This is a genomic window from Streptomyces sp. ASQP_92 (genome assembly GCF_025399895.1).
Classification (GTDB): domain Bacteria; phylum Actinomycetota; class Actinomycetes; order Streptomycetales; family Streptomycetaceae; genus Streptomyces.
This window is the reverse complement of the sequence record NZ_JAODUA010000031.1, coordinates 1-25,593: the sequence shown is the minus strand read 5'-3', so window position 1 is coordinate 25,593 and position 25,593 is coordinate 1. Positions and strand designations below refer to the sequence as shown.

24 protein-coding genes are annotated in these 25,593 nt (G+C 73.2%); 12 read left to right on the top strand and 12 right to left on the bottom strand.

Annotated features, from left to right (window positions below):
- Positions 1–23: 23 nt before the first annotated feature.
- The 3 genes from N4G70_RS34695 to N4G70_RS34685 all read right to left on the bottom strand — a co-directional run bounded on the left by N4G70_RS34695 (position 24) and on the right by N4G70_RS34685 (position 4,046).
- Complete coding sequence (locus N4G70_RS34695; RefSeq protein ID WP_261716766.1) at positions 24–1,019, bottom strand: hypothetical protein; 996 nt, start codon at positions 1,017–1,019, stop codon at positions 24–26.
- 705 nt (positions 1,020–1,724) lie between these two features.
- Positions 1,725–3,251, bottom strand: a complete 1,527-nt coding sequence (locus N4G70_RS34690) for a hypothetical protein (RefSeq protein WP_261716765.1) — start codon at positions 3,249–3,251, stop codon at positions 1,725–1,727.
- Between the two features lie 78 nt (positions 3,252–3,329).
- A complete protein-coding gene (locus N4G70_RS34685; protein WP_261716764.1) occupies positions 3,330–4,046 on the bottom strand; it encodes a GntR family transcriptional regulator in 717 nt (238 codons plus the stop codon).
- 181 nt (positions 4,047–4,227) lie between these two features.
- On the opposite strand from N4G70_RS34685, the gene N4G70_RS34680 reads away from it, so the two are divergent.
- The 5 genes from N4G70_RS34680 (at position 4,228) to N4G70_RS34660 (ending at position 8,674) form a co-directional block, all read left to right on the top strand.
- A complete protein-coding gene (locus N4G70_RS34680; RefSeq protein WP_261716763.1) occupies positions 4,228–5,517 on the top strand; it encodes an MFS transporter in 1,290 nt (429 codons plus the stop codon).
- Complete coding sequence (locus N4G70_RS34675; protein WP_261716762.1) at positions 5,514–6,308, top strand: putative hydro-lyase; 795 nt, start codon at positions 5,514–5,516, stop codon at positions 6,306–6,308. Before N4G70_RS34680 ends, N4G70_RS34675 begins: the two co-directional genes overlap by 4 nt.
- A gap of 100 nt (positions 6,309–6,408) precedes the next feature.
- A complete protein-coding gene (locus tag N4G70_RS34670; RefSeq protein ID WP_261716761.1) occupies positions 6,409–7,182 on the top strand; it encodes a LamB/YcsF family protein in 774 nt (257 codons plus the stop codon).
- Entirely contained in the window at positions 7,179–7,808 is a 630-nt protein-coding gene (gene pxpB, locus N4G70_RS34665; RefSeq protein WP_261716760.1) for a 5-oxoprolinase subunit PxpB, read from the top strand. Before N4G70_RS34670 ends, pxpB begins: the two co-directional genes overlap by 4 nt.
- On the top strand, positions 7,805–8,674 hold the full coding sequence (locus N4G70_RS34660; RefSeq protein ID WP_261716759.1) for a biotin-dependent carboxyltransferase family protein: 870 nt from the start codon (positions 7,805–7,807) through the stop codon (positions 8,672–8,674). The genes pxpB and N4G70_RS34660 overlap by 4 nt, the downstream gene beginning before the upstream one ends.
- 226 nt (positions 8,675–8,900) lie before the next feature.
- On the opposite strand, the gene N4G70_RS34655 is transcribed toward N4G70_RS34660, so the two are convergent.
- Both N4G70_RS34655 and N4G70_RS34650 read right to left on the bottom strand, forming a co-directional pair.
- Positions 8,901–10,319, bottom strand: a complete 1,419-nt coding sequence (locus N4G70_RS34655) for a HEAT repeat domain-containing protein (protein ID WP_261716758.1) — start codon at positions 10,317–10,319, stop codon at positions 8,901–8,903.
- Between the two features lie 268 nt (positions 10,320–10,587).
- Positions 10,588–10,980 (bottom strand): ankyrin repeat domain-containing protein, encoded by a 393-nt coding sequence (locus tag N4G70_RS34650; RefSeq protein WP_261716757.1) that lies wholly within the window; start codon positions 10,978–10,980, stop codon positions 10,588–10,590.
- Between the two features lie 296 nt (positions 10,981–11,276).
- Here N4G70_RS34650 and N4G70_RS34645 point away from each other — a divergent pair, with 296 nt between their 5' ends.
- Both N4G70_RS34645 and N4G70_RS34640 read left to right on the top strand, forming a co-directional pair.
- Complete coding sequence (locus tag N4G70_RS34645) at positions 11,277–11,471, top strand: hypothetical protein (protein ID WP_120725336.1); 195 nt, start codon at positions 11,277–11,279, stop codon at positions 11,469–11,471.
- A 73-nt stretch (positions 11,472–11,544) separates the two neighbouring features.
- Positions 11,545–13,125 carry a hypothetical protein gene (locus tag N4G70_RS34640; protein ID WP_261716756.1) on the top strand — a complete coding sequence of 527 codons (1,581 nt, stop codon included), beginning with the start codon at positions 11,545–11,547 and terminating at the stop codon, positions 13,123–13,125.
- A 29-nt stretch (positions 13,126–13,154) separates the two neighbouring features.
- On the opposite strand, the gene N4G70_RS34635 is transcribed toward N4G70_RS34640, so the two are convergent.
- Entirely contained in the window at positions 13,155–14,657 is a 1,503-nt protein-coding gene (locus tag N4G70_RS34635) for a PLP-dependent aminotransferase family protein (protein ID WP_261716755.1), read from the bottom strand.
- Between the two features lie 30 nt (positions 14,658–14,687).
- Here N4G70_RS34635 and N4G70_RS34630 point away from each other — a divergent pair, with 30 nt between their 5' ends.
- From N4G70_RS34630 to N4G70_RS34615, 4 genes are all read left to right on the top strand, one after another.
- Positions 14,688–15,437, top strand: a complete 750-nt coding sequence (locus N4G70_RS34630; RefSeq protein ID WP_399037894.1) for a YitT family protein — start codon at positions 14,688–14,690, stop codon at positions 15,435–15,437.
- Positions 15,434–16,198, top strand: coding sequence for a glycerophosphodiester phosphodiesterase (locus N4G70_RS34625; RefSeq protein ID WP_261716753.1), 765 nt, complete (start codon positions 15,434–15,436; stop codon positions 16,196–16,198). The genes N4G70_RS34630 and N4G70_RS34625 overlap by 4 nt, the downstream gene beginning before the upstream one ends.
- A 66-nt stretch (positions 16,199–16,264) precedes the next feature.
- Positions 16,265–17,611, top strand: coding sequence for an MFS transporter (locus N4G70_RS34620; RefSeq protein ID WP_261716782.1), 1,347 nt, complete (start codon positions 16,265–16,267; stop codon positions 17,609–17,611).
- A 254-nt stretch (positions 17,612–17,865) separates the two neighbouring features.
- Positions 17,866–18,240: an RNA polymerase-binding protein RbpA gene (locus N4G70_RS34615; protein ID WP_053724453.1), complete on the top strand. Its 375-nt coding sequence runs from the start codon at positions 17,866–17,868 to the stop codon at positions 18,238–18,240.
- A gap of 119 nt (positions 18,241–18,359) precedes the next feature.
- On the opposite strand, the gene fxsA is transcribed toward N4G70_RS34615, so the two are convergent.
- The 4 genes from fxsA to N4G70_RS34595 all read right to left on the bottom strand — a co-directional run bounded on the left by fxsA (position 18,360) and on the right by N4G70_RS34595 (position 22,682).
- Positions 18,360–18,956 carry an FxsA family membrane protein gene (fxsA, locus tag N4G70_RS34610; RefSeq protein WP_261716752.1) on the bottom strand — a complete coding sequence of 199 codons (597 nt, stop codon included), beginning with the start codon at positions 18,954–18,956 and terminating at the stop codon, positions 18,360–18,362.
- Positions 18,957–19,252: 296 nt separating this feature from the next.
- Entirely contained in the window at positions 19,253–20,020 is a 768-nt protein-coding gene (locus tag N4G70_RS34605; protein ID WP_261716751.1) for a polyprenol monophosphomannose synthase, read from the bottom strand.
- A gap of 565 nt (positions 20,021–20,585) precedes the next feature.
- Positions 20,586–22,232 carry an amidohydrolase gene (locus tag N4G70_RS34600; RefSeq protein ID WP_261716750.1) on the bottom strand — a complete coding sequence of 549 codons (1,647 nt, stop codon included), beginning with the start codon at positions 22,230–22,232 and terminating at the stop codon, positions 20,586–20,588.
- 9 nt (positions 22,233–22,241) lie between these two features.
- Positions 22,242–22,682, bottom strand: coding sequence for an Lrp/AsnC family transcriptional regulator (locus tag N4G70_RS34595; RefSeq protein WP_120725320.1), 441 nt, complete (start codon positions 22,680–22,682; stop codon positions 22,242–22,244).
- 203 nt (positions 22,683–22,885) lie between these two features.
- On the opposite strand from N4G70_RS34595, the gene N4G70_RS34590 reads away from it, so the two are divergent.
- Entirely contained in the window at positions 22,886–23,323 is a 438-nt protein-coding gene (locus N4G70_RS34590; protein WP_261716749.1) for a hypothetical protein, read from the top strand.
- A gap of 53 nt (positions 23,324–23,376) precedes the next feature.
- On the opposite strand, the gene N4G70_RS34585 is transcribed toward N4G70_RS34590, so the two are convergent.
- Positions 23,377–24,471 carry a phosphotransferase family protein gene (locus tag N4G70_RS34585; protein ID WP_261716748.1) on the bottom strand — a complete coding sequence of 365 codons (1,095 nt, stop codon included), beginning with the start codon at positions 24,469–24,471 and terminating at the stop codon, positions 23,377–23,379.
- Positions 24,472–24,498: 27 nt separating this feature from the next.
- Positions 24,499–25,593, bottom strand: a 1,095-nt coding sequence (locus N4G70_RS34580; RefSeq protein WP_261716747.1) for a hypothetical protein, incomplete at its 5' end; no start/stop codon positions are given.

The following is a 25,593-nucleotide window of genomic DNA, read 5'->3' as shown; positions in this document are numbered from 1 at the left end:
GGGGCGGGGGGGAGGGGGCGGCGTCAGGAGTGGAAGGGCAGTCCGGCGTCGGCCACCAGTTCCAGGTCGTCGGCGTCGGGCGGCGGCAGCAGGGTGGCGCCGCCGTCGGTGACCGCGACCACGCCGAGCTCGATGAGCTCGGTGAGGGCGGCGCTGCCCGCCATGTCGCGGACCTGCAACTGGTAGCGGGCGGTGGTGCGGTAGGCGCCGCCCGCATCGTCCCCGGTCCGCTGGAGGAAGCCGGATTCGGTGAGGAAGGCGACCGCCTTGGCGACGATGCCGGTGGTCGAACCGGCGAGCCGGCGGGCGTCCTTGGTGGCGCCGGTGGAGCTGCGGCGCGCGTAGATCCGCCAGGCGGCCTCCAGGCCGGGGGCGCCGGTCTCGGGGTCGGTGTTCTCGCCGGTCTCCTCGGCCCGCTCCTCCAGGCGGCGGCAGGCCTGCCGGACGAACGCGTCCACGCCGTTGACGGTGATGCGCCCGATGTAGCCGTCGTCGGCGAGGTCCTCGGGGCGGGGGAACGCCAGGGCGGCGACGGCGAGATGGGCCAGGCCGTGCAGGAAGCGGTCGGCGGAGTCGGGGGCGGCGGCGCGGCGGGCGTAGTCGCCCATGCGGACGGCGAACACGGAGTCCTCGGCCGCCGTCACGGCCATGCCCGCGCGGGGCGACACCTCCAGGACGATCAGGCCGAGCCCCGCGGCGACGGCGTCGGCCAGCCGCGCGAAGGCGGGGTCCTCGCGGTGGCGGCGGAGCAGTTCCGCGTACTCCGCGTCGCGGGCGGGCAGCAGCTTGGGCTGGAGCCCGAAGGCGACGAGCCGTGCGGCGTCGGCGGCGTCGGCGGGGGTGATCCGGGCCTCGCCGCCGGTGCCTGTGCCGGTCCCGGTGCCTGTGCCGGTCCCGGTGCGAGTGCCGGTCCCGGTGCCAGTGCCTGTGCCGGTCCCGGTGCCGGTGCCGGTCGCGGCGGGCGCCGGGGCCTCGGCGTCGTCGCCGAACACGGCGTGCTCGGTGGGCTGGTCGGTCACGGGTGCTCCATGGTGCGGTGGGGTGTGCGGGTGCGGGTGCGTGTGTGCTCGGGTGCGGGACGGGGGGCGGCTACGGCGGGGGCTTCCCCGCCCCACCCCTCTCCGCTGGGGTACTCGGCGGCTCCGCCGCGGGACTCCGAGGGTGAGGAGGGAGGGCCCCGGGCTCGCCGGTCGGGTGCGGACCGTGCGTGGTTGCTCGCGCAGCTCCCCGCGCCCCTGACAGCACCGGGCAAGCGGGAGCCCTGCGTGCGGCGCCGATCGCCTGCGGACCATGCATGGCCGCTCGCGCAGCTCCCCGCGCCCCCGGCAGCACCGGGCAAGCGGAAACCCTGCGCGCGGCGACGATCGCCTGCGGACCATGCATGGCCGCTCGCGCAGCTCCCCGCGCCCCCGGCAGCACCGGGCAAGCGGAAACCCTGCGCGCGGCGACGATCGCCTGCGGACCATGCATGGTTGCTCGCGCAGTTCCCCGCGCCCCTGACAGCACCGGGCAAGCGGGAGCCCTGCGTGCGGCGACGATCGACTGCGCACCGGACGTGGCCGCTCGCGCAGTTCCCCGCGCCCCCGGCAGCACCGGGCAGGGGGCGCCCCCAGCGCGGCCGGCCGTTGCGGATGAGCGGCGGCGTCCGGCCATTGCGGGTGAGCGCCGTCCTGGTGTGAACGGGGGCCGGGGCGCGGCCCCGGGGGTGGCTCGGGGGCGGTGTGTCATGCCGCCTCCGTTCGGCCCGCGGCCATGCCGACCGTGTCGAGCAGGGCCGTGCCCACGATCAGGTCCGCCCCGCCGAACTCCAGGTCGTCGAGCGGCGTGCCGTCGTCGACCGCGAACAACAGGCGCTCCTCGCCCTGGCGGTAGGCCGTGCCGACCGGCGGGCTTGCCGCGTGGACCGCCAACAGGGCGACCAGGTACGGCAGTTCGGGGTCGAGCAGACGGGCCTCGGCGAGCAGGCCCGACAGGCGGCGGGGCGCGTCGTGCTCCAGGTCGAGCAGGCGCATCGCGGCGGCGAGCTGCTCCTCGCTGAAGCGGCTGTCGTCGGGGGTCGCGATCAGCTCGGGCTCGGGCATCTCCGCGCCGAGGTGCTCCCGCTCCACGGGGGGCGTGAGCAGTATGTCCACCAGGTCGCCGACCCGCACCGACACCGGGGTGCGCAGGCCGGTGCCGCGGGCGAAGAAGGCGTCGGTGACCCGGATCGCCTGTTCCACCGGGAGCGGCAGCAGCGGGGCGACGAGCTGGCCGTACAGGTCGAGGCCGGAGCGGGCGGCCGGGCGGGCGAAGGCCTGGCGGTCCTGCTCGGCACGGAAGAGCGGGCCCGCTTCCAGGAGGCGGGACTGGAGCTGGGTGTGGCGGCGGATGCAGTCCTTGACGATGTCGACGAGCTCGGCGGCGCGGCGCTTGTGCTCCGGGTCCTCCGCCTCGTCGCGGGCCTTGCGGATGTTGGTGAGGATCGCGTTCTCGTGCCGGTAGCGGTCGGCGACGTGGTCGAGCGCCTCGGCGATCATGTCCGGCACCGCGTTGAGCCAGTCGACCGCGCGCACGTTGCGCCGGGTGGCCTCCAGGGTGCGCCGGAGCGTCTCGGCGTACTGCACCGTGCGGTAGCGGGCCTGTTCGGCGGCGAGCTGGGCGTCGGCGAGGCGGCCGCGGCTGATGAGGACCTCCAGCTTGACCTCGGCCGCGATCTGGGCGCTGGTGACGTCGGTGTCGAGGGCGCCGACCAGGACGTTGACGGCTTCGTCGGTGGTCCGCAGATAGACCGCGCCGCCGTAGCCGGGGACCTCTTCGAGGAGTTTGAAGTCGTAGTCCCTGCGGACGTAGACGCCGTCGGGGTTGAACGTGCCGTACACCGCGCGGAAGCCCCGGTCGACGCTGCCCACGTTGATCAGGTTCTCCAGGACCCAGCGGGCCACCCGCTCGTGCTCGGCGGTGGGCCGGGCCGGCGCCTGGGCGGCCACGCGCGGGATGAGCCGGGCCACGATCTGTTCGTGGTCGGCGCCCGTGTCGAAGTCCATGTTCAGGGTGACGAGGTCGATGGAGGCGAGGGCCACCTCGGCCATCGCGTACACCGAGTACTCCCCCGCGAGGTTGGCCTTGCGCACGTCGAGGTCGTGCAGCGGGGCGGTGCAGGCGAGCGCGCGCAGCCGTCGCGCGAGACCCTCGTCGGCGGCCGGGCCCGGGGCGGGGCGCGCCGCCGCGCTGAGCTGGGGCGGAACGGATTCCGTCGAGGCAGGCGAAGTCACGCTGGACAGATTAGGTCCTCGCACTGACAACGGTCGAAACGGCGCAGATCAGCCCCGGGTCCGCAGCGGCGGCCCGGGTCAGGAAGTCGCCTCCGCGACCAGCTTTCCGTACGCCTGGACGAGCTGGGCGCGCGAGTCGTCGAGGTAGTCGGCGAGCAGCAGCCCGGCCTTCTCCCGCTCCCCCGCGCGCAGCGCCTCCAGGATCCGCCGGTTGCGGACGAGGTAGGGCTGGTGCAGGCGGCGGGGGTCGTCCACCACGTGGAAGGCCAGGCGGAGTTCGGCGAGGACGCCCCGCATCAGCTCGTCGGTGCGGGCGCTGCCCGCGAGGCCGACGAGTTCGCGGTGGAAGTGGATGTTGGCGGTGGACACGCCCCGCCAGTCGCTCTCCCGGGCCGCGCGTTCGCCGGCCGAGACGGCCGCGTCGAGCCCGTCGAGCCAGCCCGGCGGGTGGGGCGGTTCGGCGAGTGTCCGGACGACGGCGCATTCGACCAGGCGCCGGGTGCGGTAGATGTCCGTCACGTCCTCGACGGCGAGCACCCGGACGAAGACCCCGCGGTTGAGTTCGTGGACGAGCAGCCGTTCGTGGGTGAGCAGCCGGAACGCCTCGCGCAACGTGTTGCGCGAGACCCCGAGGGCCTTGCCGATGGCGTCCTCCGCGAGGCGCTCCCCCGGAGGGAAGAAGCCTTCCGCGATCCGGGTGCGCAGGATGTCCGCGACCCGCTCGGCGGTGCTGGTCCGGCCCAGCAGGGCGCGGTCCTCGGCAAGTCCGCCGAGTCCGGAGTCCGTTGTCGCCACAGCGCCCTCTCTCCCCCGCCGACCGCTCCCGCCGGCGTGAGGACCCATCGTAGAAGGACCGTGGGGACGTGAGGAAGCGAGAACGTCCGCGCATGAGTCTTGTCGGATCGTTCAACAATCCCCTACGTTGGGGCGACCGCACGGTCTCGGCAGCCCTCTCATCCCCTCCTGCGAGGTGCACATGAGCACGACCAAGGCACAGCCGCAGCACGGTCAACACCCGCACGACATCGGCCCGTTCGGATGGCTGAGGGCGCTCGGCCCCGGCGGCCGGCGGGCCTTCGGGGGCGCCTTCGGCGGCTACGCCCTCGACTCGTACGACTTCTTCACCCTCCCGCTGACCATGGTCGCGATCTCGGCCTACTTCGGCCTCGACACCGGCCAGACCGGACTGCTCACCACGGTGACCCTGGTGGTCTCGGCCGTGGGCGGCGCGCTCGCCGGGGTGGTCGCCGACCGCGTCGGCCGGGTCAAGGCGCTGATGATCACGGTGGGCACCTATGCGGTGTTCACCGTCCTGTGCGGCTTCGCGCCCAACTACGAGACGCTCCTGGCTTTCCGCGCCCTTCAGGGGCTCGGCTTCGGGGGCGAGTGGGCGGTCGGCGCGATCCTGGTCGCCGAGTACGCCTCGGCCAGGCACCGGGGCCGCACCCTGGGCGCGGTGCAGAGCGCGTGGGCGGCCGGCTGGGCGCTGGCCGTGGTGGTGTCCACCCTGGTCTTCCAGTACGTGGACGAGGACACCGCCTGGCGCGTGGTGTTCTGGACCGGGGCGCTGCCCGCGCTGCTGCTCGTCTATGTGCGCCGCAACGTCGAGGACGCCCCCGAGGCCGCCGAACGCCGGCTCGCCACGGCCCGCACCACGAGCGGCGGCGCCACCTTCGCCGCGATCTTCCGGGGCCCGCTGCTGCGCACCACCCTGTTCGCGGTGCTGCTCTCCACCGGCGTCCAGGGCGGCTACTACACGCTGGCGACCTGGGTGCCGACCTTCCTCAAGAGCGAGCGGCACCTCACGGTCGTGGGCACCGGCGGCTATCTGACGTTCCTGATCTCCGGCGCCTTCCTCGGCTATCTGACCGGCGGCCACCTCACCGACCGGATCGGCCGGAAGAAGAACATCGCCCTGTTCGCGGTGCTCTCGGCCCTGTGCATCGTCCTGTACACGCACCTTCCGTCGGGGGCGAACACCCTGCTCCTGGTGCTCGGCTTCCCGCTCGGCTTCTGCATGTCGGCGATCTTCAGCGGCTTCGGCTCGTTCCTGAGCGAGCTGTACCCGACGGCCGTGCGCGGCACCGGGCAGGGCTTCACGTACAACACCGGCCGGGCCGTGGGCGCCCTCTTCCCCACCCTGGTCGGCTACCTCGCCGACAGTTGGGGCGTGGGCGGCGCGCTGGTCTTCGGCGCGGTCGGCTACGCGATCGCGGTGCTCGCCCTGCTCGGGCTGCCCGAGACGCGCGGTCAGGAGCTGTCGTGACCGGCCTGGAACCGGCGGCCCTGACGCTGCCGCACGAGGCGCGGGCCCTGTTCCGTTCCGGTACGGACGTGCCGACGGCGGGCTGGGCGCCCGGCCACGCCCAGGCCAACCTGATCTCCGTGCCCGCCGACTGGGCCGAGGACGTACGGCAGTTCTGCGCGCGCAATCCCCAGCCCTGCCCCGTCCTCGACGTCACGGAGCCCGGTTCCTTCAGGACGCGGCTGGCCCCCGCGGCCGATCTGCGCACGGATGTTCCCCGCTACCGGATCTGGGAGAACGGCGGCCTCGTCGCCCAGCCGGTCGACGCCACCCGCTGGTGGCGCGAGGACCTGGTGACGTTCCTCATCGGGTGCAGCTTCACCTTCGAGTCCCAACTGGCCGCCGAGAACGTGCCGTTGCGCCACATCGAGCAGGGCCGCAACGTCTCGATGTACGTGACGAACCGGCCGTGCCGGCCGGCGGGGCGGCTCAGCGGCCCGCTGGTGGTGTCGATGCGGCCGATCCCGGCCGCGCTGGTGGCCACGGCCTGCCGGGTGACCCGGGCGATGCCCGCGGTGCACGGCGCGCCCGTCCACTCGGGCGATCCCGCCGCGCTCGGCATCAAGGACCTGTCCCGGCCCGACTTCGGGGACCCGGTGGTGGCCGCGCCGGGGGACGTGCCGGTGTTCTGGGCCTGCGGGGTCACCCCGCAGGCCGCGGTGATGGCGTCCCGGCCGCCGTTCGCGCTCACCCACGCGCCGGGCCGGATGTTCCTGACCGACGTCCGCGACGAGCACTACCGGATCCGCTGAACCGGCCGGAACAACGGCCCTCCCGGGCGGGCGTCCGGCGCCCGCCCGAGGCACACTGCACCAAGGACCACGCACCTCTCGAACAGGAGAAGCCGCACCCATGACCCGGTCCGCGACGATGTCGATCGACCTCAATGCCGACCTCGGCGAGGGCTTCGGCCACTGGCGGTTGACCGACGACGAACAGTTGCTGTCCGTCGTCACCAGCGCCAATGTGGCCTGCGGCTTCCACGCGGGCGATCCGGCCATCATGCGGCGGGTCTGCGACCTGGCGGCCGAGCGCGGTGTGCGCATCGGCGCCCAGGTCTCCTACCGCGACCTCGCGGGCTTCGGCCGGCGCTCCATGGATGTGCCGCCCGCCGAGCTGGCCGCCGAAGTGGCTTACCAGATCGGCGCGTTGGAGGTCTTCGCACGCGCGGCGGGCAGCCGGGTCACCTACGTCAAACCGCACGGCGCGCTCTACAACCGTGTCGTGCACGACGAGGAGCAGGCGGCGGCCGTCGTGGCCGGCGTACTCCTCGCCGGTGCGGGGCGCGCCGTCCTCGGGCTTCCGGGATCGCGGCTCCTCGCGGCGGCCGAGGGGGCCGGGCTGCCCGTGGTCACGGAGGCGTTCGCGGACCGCGCCTACACCGCGCACGCCACCCTGGTGCCGCGCGGCCGCGAGGGCGCGGTCGTCAGCGACCCGGAGGCGGTGGTGGCGCGGGCCGTCTCGATGGCCCTGGACGGCACCGTGGTGGCCGAGTCGGGCGAGCCCGTCGCGGTCGGGGCCGGCTCGCTGTGCGTGCACGGCGACACCCCGGGCGCCGTGGAGCTGGCCCGGCGGGTGCGGGCCGCGCTGGAGGCGGCGGGCGTCCGGGTGGCGGCGTTCTCGTGAGCGGCCCGCGCGTTCTGCCGGTCGGGGACCACGCCCTGCTGGTCGAGCTGGAGAGCGGCGAGGCGGCAGGGGCGCTCCACGCCGAACTGGTGCGCCGCCGCGCCGCCGGAACGCTTCCCCCGGTGCGGGAGATCGTGCCGGCGGCCCGCACGGTCCTGCTCGACGGAGTGGACGATCCCCCCGCGCTGGCCGCGCGGCTCCTCACCTGGGACATCCCTCCCCTCAAGGCGGGCGCCCAGGAGACGGTGGAGATCCCGGTCCGCTACGACGGCCCCGATCTCGCGGAGGTCGCCGCCCGGTGGGGGGTCCCGGAGCAAGAGGCCGTACGCATCCATTCCTCGGCCGGGTTCCGGGTCGCCTTCTGCGGCTTCGCGCCCGGCTTCGCCTACCTCACCGGGCTCGGCGAGCGCTACGCGGTACCGCGCCGGGCCACCCCCCGCACCGCGGTGCCCGCCGGTTCGGTGGCGCTCGCGGGCGCGTACACCGGGGTCTATCCGCGCTCCTCCCCCGGTGGCTGGCAGCTCATCGGCAGCACGGACGTGACGCTGTGGGACCCGCACCGCGAGCCCGCCGCCCTGCTCACCCCGGGCACCCGGGTCCGCTTCGTCCCCCAGGCGCCCCGATGACCGACCGGGCCCTGTCCGTCGTACGGGCCGGGGCGCTCACCTCCGTACAGGACGAGGGGCGCTTCGGTCACGCGCATCTCGGGGTGCCGCGTTCGGGCGCCCTCGACCTGCCGGCGAGCCGGCTCGCCAACCGGCTGGTCGGCAACGCGCCGGGCGCCGCCGTGCTGGAGACGACCCTCAACGGGTGCGCGGTACGGCCCCGTTGCGCGGTCACGGTCGCGGTGACCGGGGCGCCCTGCCCGGTCACGGTGGACGGCCGGGCGGTGGCCTGGGGCGCCGCGGTGCGGGTGCCCTCGGGGGCCGTGGTCGAGGTGGGCGCGGCGACGCGGGGGGTGCGCTCCTATCTGGCGTTCGCGGGTGGCGTCGCCGTCGAGCCGGTGCTCGCCAGTCGCTCCACCGACCTCCTGTCGGGCCTCGGCCCGCCGCCGCTGAGGGACGGCGCCGTGCTGCCCCTGGGCCGACCGGGGCGCGGCCACCCGTATGCGGACGTGGCGCCCGCGCCGGGGGTGGCGCACGAGCTCGTGCTGCGGGTGCGTCCGGGGCCGCGTGCAGACTGGTTCACCCCGGACGCGCAGCGCGTCCTGGCGACCGGGCGCTATCGGGTGTCCTCGGCGAGCAACCGCATCGGCCTGCGCACCGAGGGGCCGGCGCTCCGGCGCGCCGTGCAGGGTGAACTGCCCAGCGAGGGAATGGTGTTGGGGGCGGTGCAGGTGCCTCCGGACGGACTGCCGGTGGTCTTTCTCGCCGACCATCCGACGACCGGGGGCTACCCGGTGATCGGTGTCGTCCCCGAGTCCGATCTGGCGGCCGCGGCCCAGGCCGCGCCGGGCACACCGCTCAGGTTCGTCGTGGGACGCGGACTGTGATCCGCCGCGCGGACGGCGGCGGGGCGTCGGCGCGTGAGGCGGCCGGGGACGGCCGGGCGTCGAAGGCGCCGGGTCCGTGTGCCGCGAGGGCGCCCGCGGAGAACGGGCGCGGCCCGTCAGAGCCCTCCCCCGTGGCCGTAGGCCGGGGCTGTGACGTGCGGTGGGTGACCGCGTCGGCGGGTGCCGTGCGGTCGGCGGGGCGTTCGGAGCCCCGGTGGGCCGTGGATCACACGGCCGTGGTGTCCGGGCCGAGCCGGTCGTGGATGGCGCTCTGCACCTCGGCCTCCTCGGCGGGGTCGGCGGCGAGCCTGCGCAGCCGGTCCGCCACCCGGGCGTCCACGAGTTCGGCGTACTGGGCCGCCACTTCCCGTGTGGTCTCCTCGCAGTCCCACAGGCACTCGACGGCGAAGCCGGTGGCGAAGGAGGGGTCCGTCGCGGCGAGCGCGCGGGCGGCGCGTCCGCGCAGTTGCGAGGAGGCGGTCTCGCGGTACACGTGCCGCAGGACCGGGGCCGCGCAGCAGATGCCGAGCCGTCCCGCCCCGTCGACGAGCGCCCGCAGCAGCGGGGCGTCGGGGCCTTCGGAGCGTACGGTCTCGCGCAGTGCGCCGAGCACCAGCTTCTCGTCGCCGGCCTCGCCCCGTGAGGCGAGCACGCTGGCGGCGGAGGCGCCCAGTTCGTCGGGGCGCTGGACCCAGCCGCGGGCCCGGTCGACGGCCTCGGGGCCGCACATCCGCTCGAAGGCGTGCACGGCGGCCTCGGCCGCGAGGGGCGAGCCGGTCGAGACGGCCGCCTCGATCAGGTCGAGGACGCGGGCGTCGCGTGACTCGGCGAGATAGTGCAGGGCGGCGCCGCGCGCTCCGTCGGTGCCGGAGCGGGCCGCTTCGATGATGGCGTCCCGGTCCTCGGGTCCGGCCACCGCGCCGAGGCACCGGGCGGCGGGCAGGTGCAGGACCGCGCCGCGTTCCAGACCCTCCTCGGCCCAGTCGAAGACCGCCTGGACGCTCCATCCCGGGCGGGGCCCGGCCGGCCGCATCTGGCGCTGCCAGCGGTCGAAGGAGCCCGTCTCCTGGGCGGCCCGCACCCGGGCGCCCACGCCGGGACGCGGATCCTCGGCCCACAGCCGCCAGGGGCGCGGTTCGAAGGCGTCTCGCACGGTGGCGGCGAGCTCGGCGTCGCCGTGCGCGTCGGGGGTGAAGCGGCCGAGCACGGACGTGGCGAGGCCGCGCAGGCCCGCGTCGTCGTCGCGCAGCGCGAGCTCGTCCAGGGCCCAGGCCCAGTTGGAGCCTGTCGCGGCGTAGCGGCGGAGCAGCGCGAGCGCGTCGTTCCTGCCGTACGAGGCGAGGTGGCCCAGGACGGCGAGGGCGAGCCCGGTCCTGGTGTCCTCGGTGTCGAGGATGTCCTCGGCGCCGAAGAGGTGGTGCTCGATCTGGTCGAGCTCGCCGTCGAGATCCAGGAAGAGGCGCGCGTAGTAGAGGGAGCGGTTCTCGACCTGCCAGTCGTGGCGGGGGTCGCTCAGTACGCAGTGGTTGAGGGCCGCCAGGGCCTCGTCGCGCGGGGCGGCCAGCGCGTGCAGGGTGCCGTCGCCGCGGCCCCGCTGCAGCAGACCGAGCAGCGTGCCGCTCGGCGCTATGACTGGATCGAACATGGAAATAGCCTCACATCAAGCTGTCGACGCAACCGGGGGATTCGTGCCTTGCCCTAGGCCGCGCAGCAACATGAGGGGTCGCCCGCCGTCTTCTGCTTGGTGTAGACCATCTTCCTGCCTCTCGTCGTGGTCCCCGCTGTAGGGACCCTGCCCCCGATGTAGGGGTTCGACGTCATGATGACCCAGCCATTTCGCCATCGCGACCACATTTACGGCGCCCCTCTCCGCGGGCTCTTCGGTGGATCCCCCGTAAACGCTTGGTGGACGCTCAGTTGACCCCGAACAGGGCGAGCAGTTCCGTCCTGCCGAACATCCGGGCGGTGTCGACCGCGGAGGGCGTCCCGGCGGAAGGATCGGCTCCGCCGGCCAGGAGGGCCTTGATCACGGCGTCCTCGCCCTTGAAGACGGCGCCGGCGAGCGGCGTCTGGCCCCGGTCGTTGGCGCGGTCGGCCTCGGCGCCGCGGGCCAGCAGGGCGGAGACCGCGTCCGCGTGGCCGTGGTAGGCGGCCAGCATGACGAGCGAGTCGCCGCGGTCGTTGGTGAGGTTCGCGGACACCCCGGCGTCGACGTACGCGGCGAGCGCCTCGGCGTCTCCCTGACGGGCCAGCTCGAAGATCCTGGACGCCAGCTCGACCACCTCGGGATCGAGTTCCTCGCTCATCGACAACTCCTTAGGGGCAACGGAACAAACCCGCACGGCGACAGCGCCGTACGAGTGAATCGACAGGGTACTGCCCGCCGCTCGACCTGCCGCGACCCACCGGCGGCAAAGATCACCACGCGTGACGGTTTGACGGCCCGGCGGCCGCACAGTGTGCCGCTCCGGACCGCTTTTCCTATCCGCCACTCCAGTGAAATAGCGCCACTTTCACCCGTTTGCACCTTTTATCGCATAGATACTTCCTGTGAGCCTGGAAGAACTCATGGTGACCGTCCCCATCAACCAGGAGACCTCAAATGATCCTGTCCATGTCAGGCGTGGTGCTGCTCGGAATCATCACCTTCCTCTTCTTCAAGAAAGACGGACTCAAGGCGTCGCACGCGCTCGTGTGCTCCCTCTTCGGCTTCTATCTCGCGGGCACCGCGATCGCCCCGAGCATCACGGCCGGAGGCGCGAGCCTCGCCGGCCTGCTGGGCGGGATCAAGTTCTGACCTGCCGCTGTCCCGCACATCCCGGCAGTCACAACGGCAGATCCCACTGCGGACACAACTCCAGGAGAACGACGTGGCCCGGCGACCACTCCCCCGCATTCTGAGCAGCAGCAGCGCATCCATCGTTCGCAGCCGCGAGATCGTGCGCACGGCCGCCGACAGCGCCACCGACGTTCTCCATCCGCTCATCACGATCAGCCGCGGCCTGCGGCTGATCACCGCCGCCCTGCGCGGCAAATGGGCCGCCACCCCCAAGGAGCGGCGCAGTCCCGCGCTGTTCCTCACGGCGGCCGTGGTCCTGGTCGTCGCGCTCATCCCGTACGGGCCGCTCCTCGCCCTGATCACGGTGATGGGCGCGGCCGCCTGGAAGGGCCGCGAGAAACCGGTCGTCAAGACCGGCCCCGACGAGGCGGAACTCGCCCGTCTCCAGGCCCTCTACGAGGCGCTCGTGCCGTACTTCTCCGTTCCGGAGGACCCCAACCCGCTCTTCGCCCACGGAGGCGAGTGGGACAAGGCCTTCAGCGAGTACGCCTTCGACGAGAGCGGCCGCCCGACCCGGCTCCGGGTGCGCTACCCGGCGTACTTCACCGACGGCGAGCCCGCCGCGCGCGCCCGGATCGAACAGCTTCTGCACGCCAAGTCGGGGCGCGGTCGCGAGTACCACTTCGTCTGGGACGAGGAGGGCAACCAGCTCGACATGAGCGTCCTGGGCGCGCTGCCGACCACGATCGCCGCCCAGCCCTTCGTGACCTCCCCGGGCGAGACCGTCCTCGGCTTCACCGACGCGGACGCCGTCCAGCGCAGGGTCCCGGTGACCGCCGGCGAGGAGAGCCACGACGCGCCGCCGGTGATCTGGCGGACCGGGCCGCGCTCCACCGAGCCCCACCTCCTGGTCGTCGGCCGGCCCGGCACGGGCACCACCACCCTGCTGCGCTCCATCGCGCTCCAGGCCCTCAAGGACGGCGACCTGCTCATCGTCGAGGGCAGCGGAACCGGGGAGTACGCCTGCCTGACCGGCCGCTCGGGCGTGCTCGCCGTCGAGTGCGGTCTCGCCGGGGCGCTCGCCATCCTGGAGTGGGCCTCGCACGAGACCGAGCGCCGCCTCATCGCCGCCAACCGCGCCCGCCAGGCGGGCCGCCCGGCCCCCGAGGACATCAAACGCCCGCTGTGGATCCTGCTCGACCGGCCCAGCATGCTGGCCGACCTGGCCGCCGCCGACGGGCGCACCGACCCGCAGCACCTGCTCCAGGTTCCGCTGCGCCACGGCCGGGCCGCCGGAGTGACGGTCGTGGTGGCCGAGCAGTTCGACACCCTGGACGACCTGTCCGAACCGGTGCTCTCGCACACCCGGGCCCGGGTGGTGCTCGGCCCGGCTTCGCACGGCCAGGTGGAGTCCGTGCTCGGCGCGCCGCCCCACACGACGCCCACTGCCGACGTCCCGCCGGGCCGTGGCTACGCCCGCCTCGGCACCGGCCCGGTGCTGCGCCTCCAGGTCCCCGCCACCCCGGACCCCTACGACGACGCGACGACCGAGGCCCACCGCCGGGCGGTCCTCGACCTGCTCCCCGGCCGGGAGGCCCCGGTCGAGGCGACACCGGCCCAGGCGTCCTCGGTGGACCCGACGCCGGTGGAGGCGGTTCCGGCGGAGGGGTAGCGCGGGCGTCACCGGCCCGCGATCGCCCCTCAGGCCACGAAGGTTCGCGGCGGCTCCGCGCTTCCCGAGCCGCCTCCCGTCTCGACCAGCCGGGCCGCGGCCGCCAGCCGCACCGCGGCCTCCTCGGCGACCGGGCCGCCCACGGTGAACGGCAGCCGGACATAGCCCTCGAAGGCACCGTCCACGCCGAAGCGGGGTCCCGACGGCACCCGCACCCCGACCCGTTCGCCGACCTCGGCCAGCCGGGACCCCGAAAGCCCTCCGGTACGCACCCACAACGTGAGCCCGCCGCGCGGCACATGGAACTCCCAGTCGGGCAGTTCCCGGCGCACCGCGGTGACCAGGGCGTCGCGGTTCTCGCGGGCCTGGGTGCGGCGCAGCTCGACCGCCTGCTCCCAACCCCCCGTCGCCATCAGCCAGTTGACGGCCAGCTGCTCCAGGACCGGGGTGCCCAGATCCGCGTAGGCGCGGGCCGCGACGAGCGAGCGGATGATGTCGGGTGCGGCGCGCACCCATCCGATGCGCATGCCCGCCCAGAACGCCTTGCTGGCCGAGCCGACCGTGAGCACGGTGGCCCCCGCCGGGTCGAAGGCGCAGACGGGACGCGGCATGGAGAGGTCCTCGTCCAGCCACAGCTCGCTCATCGTCTCGTCGACGACGAGCACGGTGCCGGCCGAGCGGGCCGCGTCCACGAGCTGGCGCCTTTGGTCCTCGTCGGCGAGCGCGCCGGTGGGGTTGTGGAAGTCGGCGACGACATAGGCGAGTCGGGGGGCCGCGTCCCTCAATACCTGGCGCCAGCGCGGCAGATCCCAGCCGGACAGGGCCTCGGCCATGGCGATCGGCACCAGGCGGGCGCCCGCCTCGCGCATGAGCTGAAGGATGTTGGCGTAGGACGGCGACTCGACGGCGATGCGTTCACCGCGCCCGGCGAACAGATGACAGATGGCGTCCATCGCCCCCATCGCGCCGGTCGTGACCATGATCTGCTCGGGCATCGTCGGGATGCCGCGCGCGGTGTAGCGGTCGGCGAGCATCCGCCGCAGCGCGGGCAGGCCCGCCGGGTAGTCGCCATGGGTGTGGGCGTACGGCGGAAGCTCTTCGAGCGCGCCCTGTACGCCACGGGTCAGCCAGGGTTCCGGGGCCGGCAGCGCCGCGCAGCCCAGGTCGATCATGGAGCCGAGCGACTCGGGCGGGAGCGGTTCCAGGCCCCGGCCGGGCAGCGGATGGCCCGCGGGCACGGCGGTCCAGCTCCCGGCGCCGCGCCTCGATTCGAGGAAGCCCTCGCCGCGCAGCGCCTCGTAGGCGGCGGCGACCGTGGTGCGGCTCACCGACAGGGCGACGGCCAGTTCGCGCTCGGCGGGAAGGCGGGCGGCGGCCGGCACGCGGCCCTCCAGGACGAGCAGCCGGATCCCGTCGGCCAGGGCGCGGTAGGCGGGCGGCTTGCGCAGGCCCGTGCCCACCGGGCGAGGCTGTTGTGCCTTGAGCTGACGGGCGAGCTGGGCGGGCCCGATCGCCGAGGTCCACTGAGCCATCGAAGTCAGTCCACCTTCCCGGAATTGGCCATGGCTGGAGTCCATTTCCCCGCCACAGAGTGTCATGAGCCAGTCCACTACCACCACACAGGGGGCCCCGCCTTGTCCACGCATCTCACCCGGAGACTGGTCCAGCTCTATGCCGGCCTCGCGCTGTACGGCGTCAGCTCGGGGCTGCTGGTCCGCGCCGGGCTCGGCCTCGAACCGTGGGGGGTGCTGCACCAGGGCCTCGCGAAGCACACCGGGCTCTCGATCGGCGTCGTGTCGATCGTCGTCGGGGCCGCGGTGCTGCTGCTGTGGATCCCCCTTCGCCAGCGACCGGGGCTCGGTACGGTCTCCAATGTCTTCGCCATCGGCATCTTCATGGACGGCACGCTCGCCGTCGTCCCCGATGTGCGCGGGCTGCTCGCCCAGGTACCCCTGACGGCCGCCGCGATCGTCGGCAACGGCGTGGCGACCGGCCTCTACATCTCGGCGCGCTTCGGCCCCGGCCCGCGCGACGGCCTGATGACGGGCCTGCACCGGGCCACGGGCCGGTCGATCCGACTGGTGCGCACCTCCCTGGAGGTCCTCGTGGTGGCGACGGGCTTCCTGCTCGGTGGCTCGCTCGGCGTCGGCACGGTCCTGTACGCCCTGGCGATCGGACCGCTCGCCCAGTTCTTCCTCCGCGTCTTCGCCATCCCCACGGCAGCCCCCGAGGCCCGGGCCGCCTCCCCGAGCCCGGTGCGGGACACGGCGGGTCCGGGGCCGGCCCCCGAGCGCGCGATACTTCCCCGGTGACTCGCGTACGCCACCCCTATCTGGACCACCCCGCCCCCATCCCGTTCGCCCACCGCGGCGGGGCGGCCGACGGCATCGAGAACACCGCGGCCGCCTTCGAGCGCGCCGCGGCGGCCGGGTACCGGTACTTCGAGACCGACGTACACACCACCGCCGACGGACGGCTGGTCGCCTTCCACGACGCGACCCTGGACCGCGTCACCGACGCCCGGGGAAAGATCGCCGAGCTCCCCTGGGACGCGGTCAAGCGGGCCCGGGTGGCCGGACGCGAGCCGCTGCCCCTGTTCGAGGAGCTGCTGGAGGCCTTCCCCGAGGCCCGCTGGAACGTCGACCTCAAGACCGAGTCGGCGCTCGTCCCGCTGATCGACCTGATCCGCCGCGCCGACGCCTGGGACCGGGTCTGCGTGGGCTCGTTCTCGGAGGACCGCGTGGCCAGGGCGCACCGGCTCGCGGGCCCCCGCCTGGCCACGTCGTACGGAGTGCGGGGCGTGGCCGCGCTGCGGCTGCGCTCGTACAGGATCCCGGCGCCGCTGCGCCCCGGCGCCGTGAGCGCCCAGGTTCCCGAGAGCCAGAACGGCATTCCGGTCGTGGACCGCCGCTTCGTCCGTACCGCGCACGCGCTCGGCCTGCACGTTCATGTGTGGACGATCAACGATCCCGCTCGGATGAGGGCGCTCCTGGACCTTGGCGTGGATGGCATCATGACCGATCATCTGGAGACACTGCGCACGGTACTGACCGACCGGGGAGTCTGGCACTGAGCCCACCCCGGCGGCACCGCTCGCGTACGGGCACGAGCGAGGGGGCGCGGGTTGAGCGCTGAGACCATGGACCGGTCGGACGACCGTCCGGTGAGCACGGCCGACCGCAGACGGGAACAGCGCGGCTGGTACTTCTACGACTTCGCGTGCTCGGTGTATTCGACGAGCGTCCTGACCGTGTTCCTGGGCCCCTATCTCACCTCGATCGCCAAGTCGGCGGCCGACCCCGACGGATTCGTCCACCCCCTGGGCATCCCGGTGCGCGCGGGCTCGCTGTTCGCGTACGCCGTGTCCGCTTCGGTGATCCTCGCGGTGGTCCTGATGCCGATCGTGGGCGCCGCGGCCGACCGCTCCGGCCGCAAGAAGCCGCTGCTCGCGGCGGCCGCCTACACGGGAGCCACGGCGACGGCCGGGATGTTCTTCCTGGACGGGCACCGCTATCTGCTGGGCGCGGTGCTGTTGATCGTCGCGAACGCGTCCCTGTCGGTCTCGATGGTCCTCTACAACGCCTACCTTCCGCAGATCGCGGACTCCGAGGAGCGCGACCAGGTCTCCTCGCGCGGCTGGGCGTTCGGCTACACCTCGGGCGCGGGTGTCCTGGTGCTCAACCTGATCCTGTATTCGGGCCACGACGGTTTCGGTCTCTCCGAGCCGGCGGCGGTACGGATCTGCCTCGCCTCGGCGGGCGTGTGGTGGGGCGCGTTCACGCTGGTGCCCCTGAGGCGGCTGCGCGACCGCAAGGTGGCCGCGTCGGTCGCCGAGGGCAGGGTCGGGGCGGGCTGGCGGCAGCTGGTGTCGACGCTACGGGACATGCGGGCCCGCCCGCTGACCCTCGCGTTCCTGCTCGCGTACCTCATCTACAACGACGGCGTGCAGACGGTCATCTCGCAGGCCTCGATCTACGGCTCCGAGGAACTCGGCCTCGATCAGAACACGCTCATCGTGGCCGTGCTGCTCGTGCAGGTCCTCGCGGTGGTGGGCGCGCTCGGCATGGGCCGGCTCGCCCGGACGTACGGCGCCAAGCGGACGATCCTGGGCTCGCTCGCCGTGTGGGCGGTGATCCTGGGGGTCGGCTACTTCCTCCCGGCCCGCCAACCGGTGCTGTTCTTCGTGCTCGCGGGCGCGATCGGGACGGTGCTCGGCGGCAGCCAGGCCCTGTCGAGGTCGCTGTTCTCACACATGGTGCCGAGCGGCAAGGAGGCCGAGTACTTCTCGGCCTACGAGATGAGCGACCGGGGTCTGAGCTGGCTGGGGCCATTGGTGTTCGGTCTCGCGTATCAGCTGACCGGCAGCTACCGGGATGCCATCATCTCGCTGGTGGTCTTCTTCGCGGTCGGTTTCGTGCTGCTCGCCCGGGTGCCGGTGCGGGCCGCCGTGGCCGCCGCGGGAAACCCTGTTCCGGCGCGGATTTAGACGTTGAAGTGAAAGGCCGGTAGTGTACGCCTTTGGCCTGCCAGGCGGACCGTTACTGCGCGTTCCAGAAGTGAAGACGCTGGGTGACATCTGCTGCCAGATGTGACAAACCGGTCACTGGTGGGTACAACAAGGGGCGGCACGACGGCGACGCATGACCCAGAACGGGAATCTTTACCGCCGACCGGACGTTGACCGGATGACGACGACAGTGACACCTGTCCTGTGGGCGACAAGCCCGGGAGGCACGATTCATGAGTGAGCGAGCTCTTCGCGGCACGCGCCTCGTGGTGACTAGCTACGAGACCGACCGCGGCATCGATCTGGCCCCGCGCCAGGCCGTGGAGTACGCATGCGAGAAGGGACATCGCTTTGAGATGCCCTTCTCGGTGGAGGCGGAGATTCCGCCGGAGTGGGAGTGCAAGGTCTGCGGGGCCCCCGCACTCCTGGTGGACGGCGACGGCCCTGAAGAGAAGAAGGGCAAGCCCGCGCGTACGCACTGGGACATGCTCATGGAGCGGCGCACCCGCGAGGAGTTGGAGGAGGTTCTGGCCGAAAGGCTGGAGGTCCTTCGTTCCGGCACCATGAACATTGCCGTGCATCCGCGCGACAGCCGCAAGTCCGCCTGATCGCAGCGTTTCGGCGATACAGCACGCGTTGAAGCCGAGGGCCGGTCACACCACCTGGTGTGACCGGCCCTCGGCTTTTGTCCGGGACCACGTGGGCGCGGCCGGGCGGGTTCTTCGCTTCAGGGGGTCAGCGGCGGCCGCGGACCCCGGTCGTCCCCCGAAGGGTGCGCGGACGAGGATCCGGCATCGTTGCGGATCACCTCGCCCGGCACGACCTTGCCGTCCGGGTAGCGGATCCGGGCCTGTTGGAAGGCGTCGCCGAACGTGCCGGGGACGGCGGCCCGCATCCGCTTGTCCAGCGAGCGCTCGACGGAGCGGGACACCCATGTCCGTACCGGCGGCAGCAGACAGAGCAGGCCGAGCGCGTCCGAGACGAACCCGGGGATGATCAGGAGCAGGCCGCCCAGCATGGTCAGGGCGTTGCCCTCGCTCCCCGATCGCGTTCCGGAGGCGGAGGCGCCCGGGCCGCCGGACTGCTGCTCCCTGAACGTCTCCGTGAGATTGCGGAAGGCCCGACGGCCGGCCCGCTTGATGACATAGCTGCCGAGGACCAGCCCGCCGATGAGCAGCAGCACCACCGTGAGGCCGCTGGTGGCTCCGGCCACCACGGTGAGCAGCCAGATCTCCAGGACCAGCCAGGCGGCGATCCCCAGGGGGACGAAGGTGCGTGCGCGCGAGCGCTTGGGGGCTGTCGGGGGCGGAGTGCCGGTCGTCATGCCCCCAGTGTGCCTGGGAGCCGATCCGGACGGCGTAAGGAGGGGATCAAGACGCCCAGGTCATGCCGCCGCCCGCCGGGACGCCCGGATCGTCAGGACACCCCGGGTCTTCAGGGCGCCCCGGCTCTTCGGGGCGCCTTCAACCCGACAGAGCCGTCGGCTCAGGAGTGCCACCCGCCCAGGAGAGCCGCCGCCTCAGAGGGGTTGGGGCTCAAGAGAGCCGTCGGCTCAGAGGGGCTGATGGCGCAAGAGAGTCGCCGGCTCACACGGGCCGGCGACTCGGAAAGGCTGACGGCTCAGGAGGGCTTGCGGCCCAGGAGCTTGTTGGCGCGGGCGCCGACGCCCCAGGCGGTGACCCGCCACAACGCCTCGACCAGGATGTCGTTGCTCATCTTGGAGTCGCCGCGTTCGCGCTCGACGAACGTGATGGGCACCTCGACCACGTGGTAGCCGGCGCCGACCGCGCGTCGGGCCAGGTCGACCTGGAAGCAGTAGCCGGCCGAGGCGACCTCTTCGAGGCCGAGCCCTTCGAGGGTCTCGCGGCGGAAGGCCCGGAAGCCTCCGGTGACATCGCGGATCGGAACGCCCAGGAGCAGCCGCGAGTAGGTGGAGCCGCCCCGCGAGATGTACTCGCGGTACTTGGGCCAGTTCACGATCCGGCCGCCGGGCACCCAGCGGGAACCGAGCACCAGGTCGGCGCCCTTGAGGGCGGTGAGCAGCCGGGGCAGTTCCTCGGGCTGGTGGGAGCCGTCGGCGTCCATTTCGACCAGGACGCCGTAGTCGTGCTCGATGCCCCAGCGGAAGCCCGCCAGATAGGCGGCGCCCAGGCCTTCCTTGCCCTGGCGGTGCAGCACGTGCACCTGGTCGTCCTGGGCCGCGATCTCGTCCGCGAACTTGCCCGTGCCATCGGGGCTGTTGTCGTCGGCGACCAGGATGTGGGCCTCCGGGACCGCCGCTCTGACGCGGGCGACGATCGGCTTGATGTTCTCCGCCTCGTTGTAGGTCGGGATGATCACCAAGGCTCTGCCCAGCGGGCCGTACCGCCTCTGACCGCCGTCGTTCACTACTGCCCCTTATTGTCCGTACGCAGAGGACCACCATAGCGAGCGGTCGTGGACGGCCCGCACCGCGAGGGTGGGGTGTCGGGTGCGCCCGGATGGCGGCGGGGGATGTGACGGGCGTCCTGAGCGTGTCGGTACTAGGGCCCGGCGCCCTTCGGGCCGACCTGGGACCCGCTGGCTGCGGGTCTACCGAGAGCCGTTGTCTACTGAGCGTCCGGGCCCCACCCGGGTCGCACCGACCCCCGGCCCGCAGGGAGCAGGGGGGACCTCTTCGCGGCTGAAACCTTCCCTCGCCCCCGAGGCGCGGGCGCTGAACCTGGCTCCCAGTGGTGGTGTGCCGGTGCGGCACACCGCCCCATGACCCAGCGGCGTTCGACGACTTCGTGGAGGTTCAGCCGGTCGGGCGGTCCTGTGGTGGACTCGGCCGAACCTACCGGCCCCTTGCCGCGTCCTGTCAACAGCCGAGTGAGCTGCGACGTTTTTTCAAACGACCAGGTCAGTGCCGAAGATCCGCAGGTCGTGGCGATGCCGTGACGGCCCTCCGCCGAGCCGGGCCCCGATTCCTGGATCACTCGTTCGGCCGCGCGAACACCGTCCGTCCGGACACCACGGTGCGCAGACAGACCGGCAGCGCGGCGCCGGGCGTGAGATCGGGCAGGCCCGGGGTGCCCGAGCGCGGGTCGGTGGACCAACGGGCCACCCGGTCGTCCGGCGCCTGGACCACGAGCTCCTGGGCGCGCCAGATGGCGTAGTCGGCCGGGGCGCCGGGCACCAGGATCCCGGCGTCGTCCCTGCCGAGCGCCCGCCAGCCGCCCCGGGTGTGGGCGGTGAAGGCGGCGCGGACCGAGATGCGGTGTTCGAGGGTGTGGTGGAAGGCGGCCGCGCGGACGGCGCCCCACGGGTCGAGCGGTGTCACCGGGGCGTCGGAGCCGAACGCGAGGGGCACCCCGGCCCGCAGCAGGGCCGCGAACGGGTTGAGGGTGGCCGCCCGCTCCGCGCCGAGCCGCTCGGCGTACATGCCGCTCTCGCCGCCCCACAGCGCGTCGAAGGCGGGCTGCACGGAGGCGGTGAGGCCGAACTCGGCGAAGGCGGCGATCGCCTCGGGGGTGAGCATCTCGGCGTGCTCCACGCGGTGCCGGGCGGCGCGGATCCGCGCGAGGCCGACGCGCTCGGCGGCGGCCCGTACGCCCTCGACGACGGTGCCGAGCGCGGCGTCCCCGATGGCGTGGAAGCCGGCCTGGAGCCCGGCCTCGGTGCAGGCGGCCACGTGGTCGGCCACCTCGGCGGCGTCGAGGTGTCCGGTGCCGGTGCCCGGGGCGTCCGCGTAGGGCGCGTGCAGGCAGGCGGTGTGGGAGCCGAGCGAGCCGTCCACGAAGAGGTCTCCGGCCGCGCCGACCGCGCCGAGTTCGCGGATGCGATCGGCGTCCTTGGCCCCCGCGACGCGCTCGGCCCAGTAACCGAAGACCCGCGGGCCGCTCTCGTCACGGGCCAGCGCCAGGAGGGAGGTGAAGTCGTCCTCGTCGGAGATGTCGGGGCCGCCGCACTCGTGGACGGTGGCGATGCCGAGCGAGGCGGCGTGCCGCAGCGCCGCGTGCTGGGCCTCGGTGCGCTGGCGCGGGGTGATCGCGCCGTGGGCCGCGGCCCGCACGGCGTGGTGGGCGGCGCCGGTGAGGGGCTCGCCCGGGCGGAATCCGGCCAGCTCGCGGACGCCGGGAACCAGGTCGAGCAGGGCCGTGGTGACGACGGCGGAGTGGACGTCGATGCGCGGCAGATAGAGCGGGCGGCCGCCGGTGGCCGCGTCGAGTTCGGCGGCCGAGGGGTGGCGGCGCTCGGGCCAGCGGGCCGCGTCCCAGCCGCCGCCGAGCAGCACCCGGTCGTCGGGGCGGGCCGCGGCGTGGGCGCGTACGGCGTCGAGGGCCTCGGCGAGCGTGCGGGCGCGGGACAGGTCGAGGCCGGTGAGGGCGAGGCCGGTGGCGGTGGTGTGCACATGTGCGTCGGTGAACGCCGGGGTCACCAGGGCGCCTTCGAGGTCGATGACCTCGTCGACGCCGCTCGCGAAGGCGTCCGCGGCGCCTTCCGAGCCGACCCAGGCGACGTGCCCGCGTTCGACGACCATCGCGGTGGCGAAGGGGTCGGCGGGGCTGTGCACGTCGCCGCCGCGCAGCAGGACGGTGCGGTGGGCGGCGGCTTCGGTTGCGGAACTCGCGGAACTCATGGGGACAGCCTAGATATGCGGTGGCCGTGCCTCGTACGGGGTGGACAGGACCACGGTCGTACGCGTCGAGACGCCCGCCAGGGTCCGGATCCGGGTCAGCAGATGCTCCAGCTCCAGGGGGGTCGCGACCCGCACCTTGAGGATGTAGTTCTCGTCCCCGGCCACGCTGTGGCAGGCCTCCAGCTCGGGCACGTCGGCCAGGCGCTCCGCGATGTCGTCGGGGGCGCTGGGGTCGAAGGGCTTGACCGAGATGAACGCGGTCAGCGGCAGGCCCACCGCCTCGGGGTCCACGACGGCGGCGTATCCGCGGATGACGCCGCGCTGTTCGAGACGGCGTACCCGCTGGTGCACCGCCGAGGTGGACAGGCCGGTGGCCTTGCCCAGGTCGGTGTAGCTCATCCGCCCGTCCTTGACGAGCAGATCCACGATCTGACGGTCCAGCTCCTCCATGCGGATCAACCTATGGCCCCGGGTCGCTTCCGGCACAGCCGGGTGCCGCCCGAATGGGCATCTGCGGGTGGCATGTGACGAACACCACAGGTTTGCGGGGGGCTGGCCGGGGTTCGCGCGGTTATCGCCACGGCCTGGCGGGAAGTGCTTGTTTTGGTCGCGGCCGCGGCGCAATGCCGGCCCACCCGAGGGGGAGTGTCCCAATGCAGAATCCCAAGCGCACCGCACGTCCGGAACGTGAACGTGGCGAACAGGAGCCCGTCGATAGCGTCGGCATCGTAGACATCGACGACACCGACGAGGACGACTCGCTCGACGCGTACGACACCTTCGAGATGTACCGGGTGATCTGCCCGGACTGCGCCCAGCCCATCGCGCTGCTCGCCGACGAGGACGAGCTGCCCGAGCACGCGCTGTGCCCGAGCCCGTGGAACCCCTTCGTGCTGACGGTGTGTGCCGGGACCGGGCGCCCCGCCGCCGCGGCGAAGGCGGCGGACGAGTCGCTGGACGTCCAGGAGCAGGACACCGCCCTCCTGTTGACGCTCCCTCAGGGACTCGACTGGCGCACCCAGCCGTTCTCGCACGTCGGCGGCCCTGGCTCGCGTCCGGTGCGGGTGCCCGGGATGCGCCGCGCCGCCTAGAGGCGGAGCCGGTACGGGCCGGACGCTCCGCGGGGCGTCCGGCCGACGACGGCTCAACTCCAGTACGTACCGCACACCATGGCCTCGAGGCTCGCTCGGTGCAGGATGAGCGCGTCCGGGTCCGCGGGCGGTTCCACCTCGCCGAAGTGCAGTTGGCGGTAGGCGATCCGCAGCATGACCACGGCATGGCGCAGCGCCGCGTACAGCGTGTGGAACTCCATGTGGCGCGGGGTGTGGCCGGTGAGTTCGGCGTAGCGCCGCTCGATGTCCTCGCGCCGCAGGAAGCCGGGGAGGCCCGGCTGGCCGAAGCTCACCGTGAGGTCCTGGAAGAAGCGGTGCAGATAGACCGTCCAGCCGAGGTCGAGTTCGCGGGGCCCGCAGGCCGCCATCTCCCAGTCGAGGACGGCCACCGGCTCGAACCCGTCGTAGACGATGTTCCCGATGCGGGCATCGCCCCAGGAGAGGACCGAAGGGCCCTCGTCGTCGGGCCAGTGGCCGTCGAGCCAGTCGAAGGCCGCCTCGATGAGGGGTGAACGCGGGACGCCCTCAACCACCCATGTGTAGTAGGCCCGTTGGGCCGCGACATGGCGCCTCAGCGGTGACCCCGCCCCCTCCGGCAGCAGGAACTCGGCTTCCTGGGGCGGGAATTGGTCGTGCAGCCGGGCGAGGACGGAGACGGTGTTCTCCTGGAGCCGGGCGCGCTCGGCGTCGGTGGCCGCGTGCAGCCAATTGCCCTCGTACGTATAGGGCATGACGTCCGGCGGTACGCGTCCTTCGGCGCGGTCCATCACGAAGAACGGCGCGCCGAGCGGACCGGGGTCCTCTTCCAGCCAGCGGACCCGGGGCACGGGCACGTCGGTGTGCTCGGCGACCAGACGCATGACGCTGTGCTGGCGGGCCATGTCGTACACGGGGAAGACGGTGTACGCGGCCGGGTCGGCGGCGAGTCGCAGGGCGCAGGCGCGCACCGGGGTGTCGGGGTGCTCGATGTTGAAAAGCAGGGTCTCGCTGGACATGCCGTTGGAGGACGGCACCCGGATGTCATCGACGCGGGCGCCGGGGAGCCGGGCGTCGAGCCAGGTGGTGAGCCGGCGGCCGACCTCCTCGGGGTCGCGGGTGGAGGTGCGGGGGCGTGGCGCGGTGGCCATGGGCGGTGCTCCCTTCCCGGGCGGTCCTCAGGGGGCGACGGAGGTGTGGTCGACGAAGCCGCTGGGGTCGTGCCGGCCGAAGCTGCCGTGCTCGAAGATCCCGTATCCGGTCCGGCCTTCGAGGGTGAAGCGGGCCGCGTGGTCGGTGACTCCGTAGGCGGCCATCGGGTGGGCTGAGGGATCGGACAGGTCGTAGACCTGCCGGTCCGTCCAGCCGCGGCCCTGCCAGGTGCCGTGCTGCCAGCCGTCGGCGGGCGGGTATCCGGCGCCGACGGCCAGGGGCGAGGAGGCGAGGATCTCGACGCCGAGTTCGAGGGGTTTGCGGGCCTTGTCGGTGAGGTGGATGACGGCGCGCTCGGGGTGGCGGGTGCCGGGGCGGTAGGCGATGTCGGCCTGGGGCCAGCCGAGTTGGGCGTCGGGGTGGCCCTCGCGCACGAGGGAGGCGTCGTTGAGGGTGCGGTATCCGTAGGCGTCCTCCTGCACGACGACCATGACGAACCGGTCGTCGAACCGGGCCGGCACCCAGAGCCAGTGGAAGCCCTCGGTCCGGTACTCCTCGCCGCGCCCGGCCTCCTCGCCGGGGATCGGCCGCACCCCCCAACTGCGGTCGCGCGTCCCGGTCCACTCCCCCGCCGTCACGGGTATCTCCTCACCGCCGGCCCGGATCACCCCGGCGCAGTGCCCCGCCTGCACGAACCGCCGCCCCTCCAGGGTGAGGCGGTCACCCCGGCGCTGCACGTGATGGGGTTCCCACAGGGCGGGGAAGTCGGCGTTCCAGACGATGTCGTACGAGAGTGAACTCGGGTCGCCCGGATCGGGAGCGCAGTGCAGGCCGAGGCGGCGCAGCGGGACGTCAACGGTGATCCGAAGGGGGCCGACGCTCAGGTTCATACGGTCGTCCGTGAGGGCGTCGGAGGCGCGGACGGCGTGCAGGCGGTCGCCCACGCGCAGCGTCGCGTAGGCGTCGATCACACCGGTGTTGGGGTAGACCCCGAGCCCCGCGATGAGCAGGGCACGGCCCTGGTGGTCGAAGGCGTGGAAGATGCAGCGGTCGTAGGCGTTGCGGTCGCCGGTCGCGACGTGGGCCATGGAGAGGGGGGCCTGGTGGATGGGGTACTCGTC

Excerpts from the sequence above, each read along its gene's own strand:
- N4G70_RS34680 (WP_261716763.1), top strand. The coding sequence starts at position 4,228 with ATGAGCACGACCAAGGCACAGCCGCAGCACGGTCAACACCCGCACGAC.
- N4G70_RS34670 (WP_261716761.1), top strand. The coding sequence starts at position 6,409 with ATGACCCGGTCCGCGACGATGTCGATCGACCTCAATGCCGACCTCGGC.
- N4G70_RS34660 (WP_261716759.1), top strand. The coding sequence starts at position 7,805 with ATGACCGACCGGGCCCTGTCCGTCGTACGGGCCGGGGCGCTCACCTCC.
- N4G70_RS34655 (WP_261716758.1), bottom strand. The coding sequence starts at position 10,319 with ATGTTCGATCCAGTCATAGCGCCGAGCGGCACGCTGCTCGGTCTGCTG.
- N4G70_RS34650 (WP_261716757.1), bottom strand. The coding sequence starts at position 10,980 with ATGAGCGAGGAACTCGATCCCGAGGTGGTCGAGCTGGCGTCCAGGATC.
- N4G70_RS34645 (WP_120725336.1), top strand. The coding sequence starts at position 11,277 with ATGATCCTGTCCATGTCAGGCGTGGTGCTGCTCGGAATCATCACCTTC.
- N4G70_RS34635 (WP_261716755.1), bottom strand. The coding sequence starts at position 14,657 with ATGGCTCAGTGGACCTCGGCGATCGGGCCCGCCCAGCTCGCCCGTCAG.
- N4G70_RS34630 (WP_399037894.1), top strand. The coding sequence starts at position 14,688 with ATGGCTGGAGTCCATTTCCCCGCCACAGAGTGTCATGAGCCAGTCCAC.
- N4G70_RS34620 (WP_261716782.1), top strand. The coding sequence starts at position 16,265 with ATGGACCGGTCGGACGACCGTCCGGTGAGCACGGCCGACCGCAGACGG.
- N4G70_RS34615 (WP_053724453.1), top strand. The coding sequence starts at position 17,866 with ATGAGTGAGCGAGCTCTTCGCGGCACGCGCCTCGTGGTGACTAGCTAC.
- fxsA (WP_261716752.1), bottom strand. The coding sequence starts at position 18,956 with ATGACGACCGGCACTCCGCCCCCGACAGCCCCCAAGCGCTCGCGCGCA.
- N4G70_RS34600 (WP_261716750.1), bottom strand. The coding sequence starts at position 22,232 with ATGAGTTCCGCGAGTTCCGCAACCGAAGCCGCCGCCCACCGCACCGTC.
- N4G70_RS34595 (WP_120725320.1), bottom strand. The coding sequence starts at position 22,682 with ATGGAGGAGCTGGACCGTCAGATCGTGGATCTGCTCGTCAAGGACGGG.
- N4G70_RS34590 (WP_261716749.1), top strand. The coding sequence starts at position 22,886 with ATGCAGAATCCCAAGCGCACCGCACGTCCGGAACGTGAACGTGGCGAA.
- N4G70_RS34585 (WP_261716748.1), bottom strand. The coding sequence starts at position 24,471 with ATGGCCACCGCGCCACGCCCCCGCACCTCCACCCGCGACCCCGAGGAG.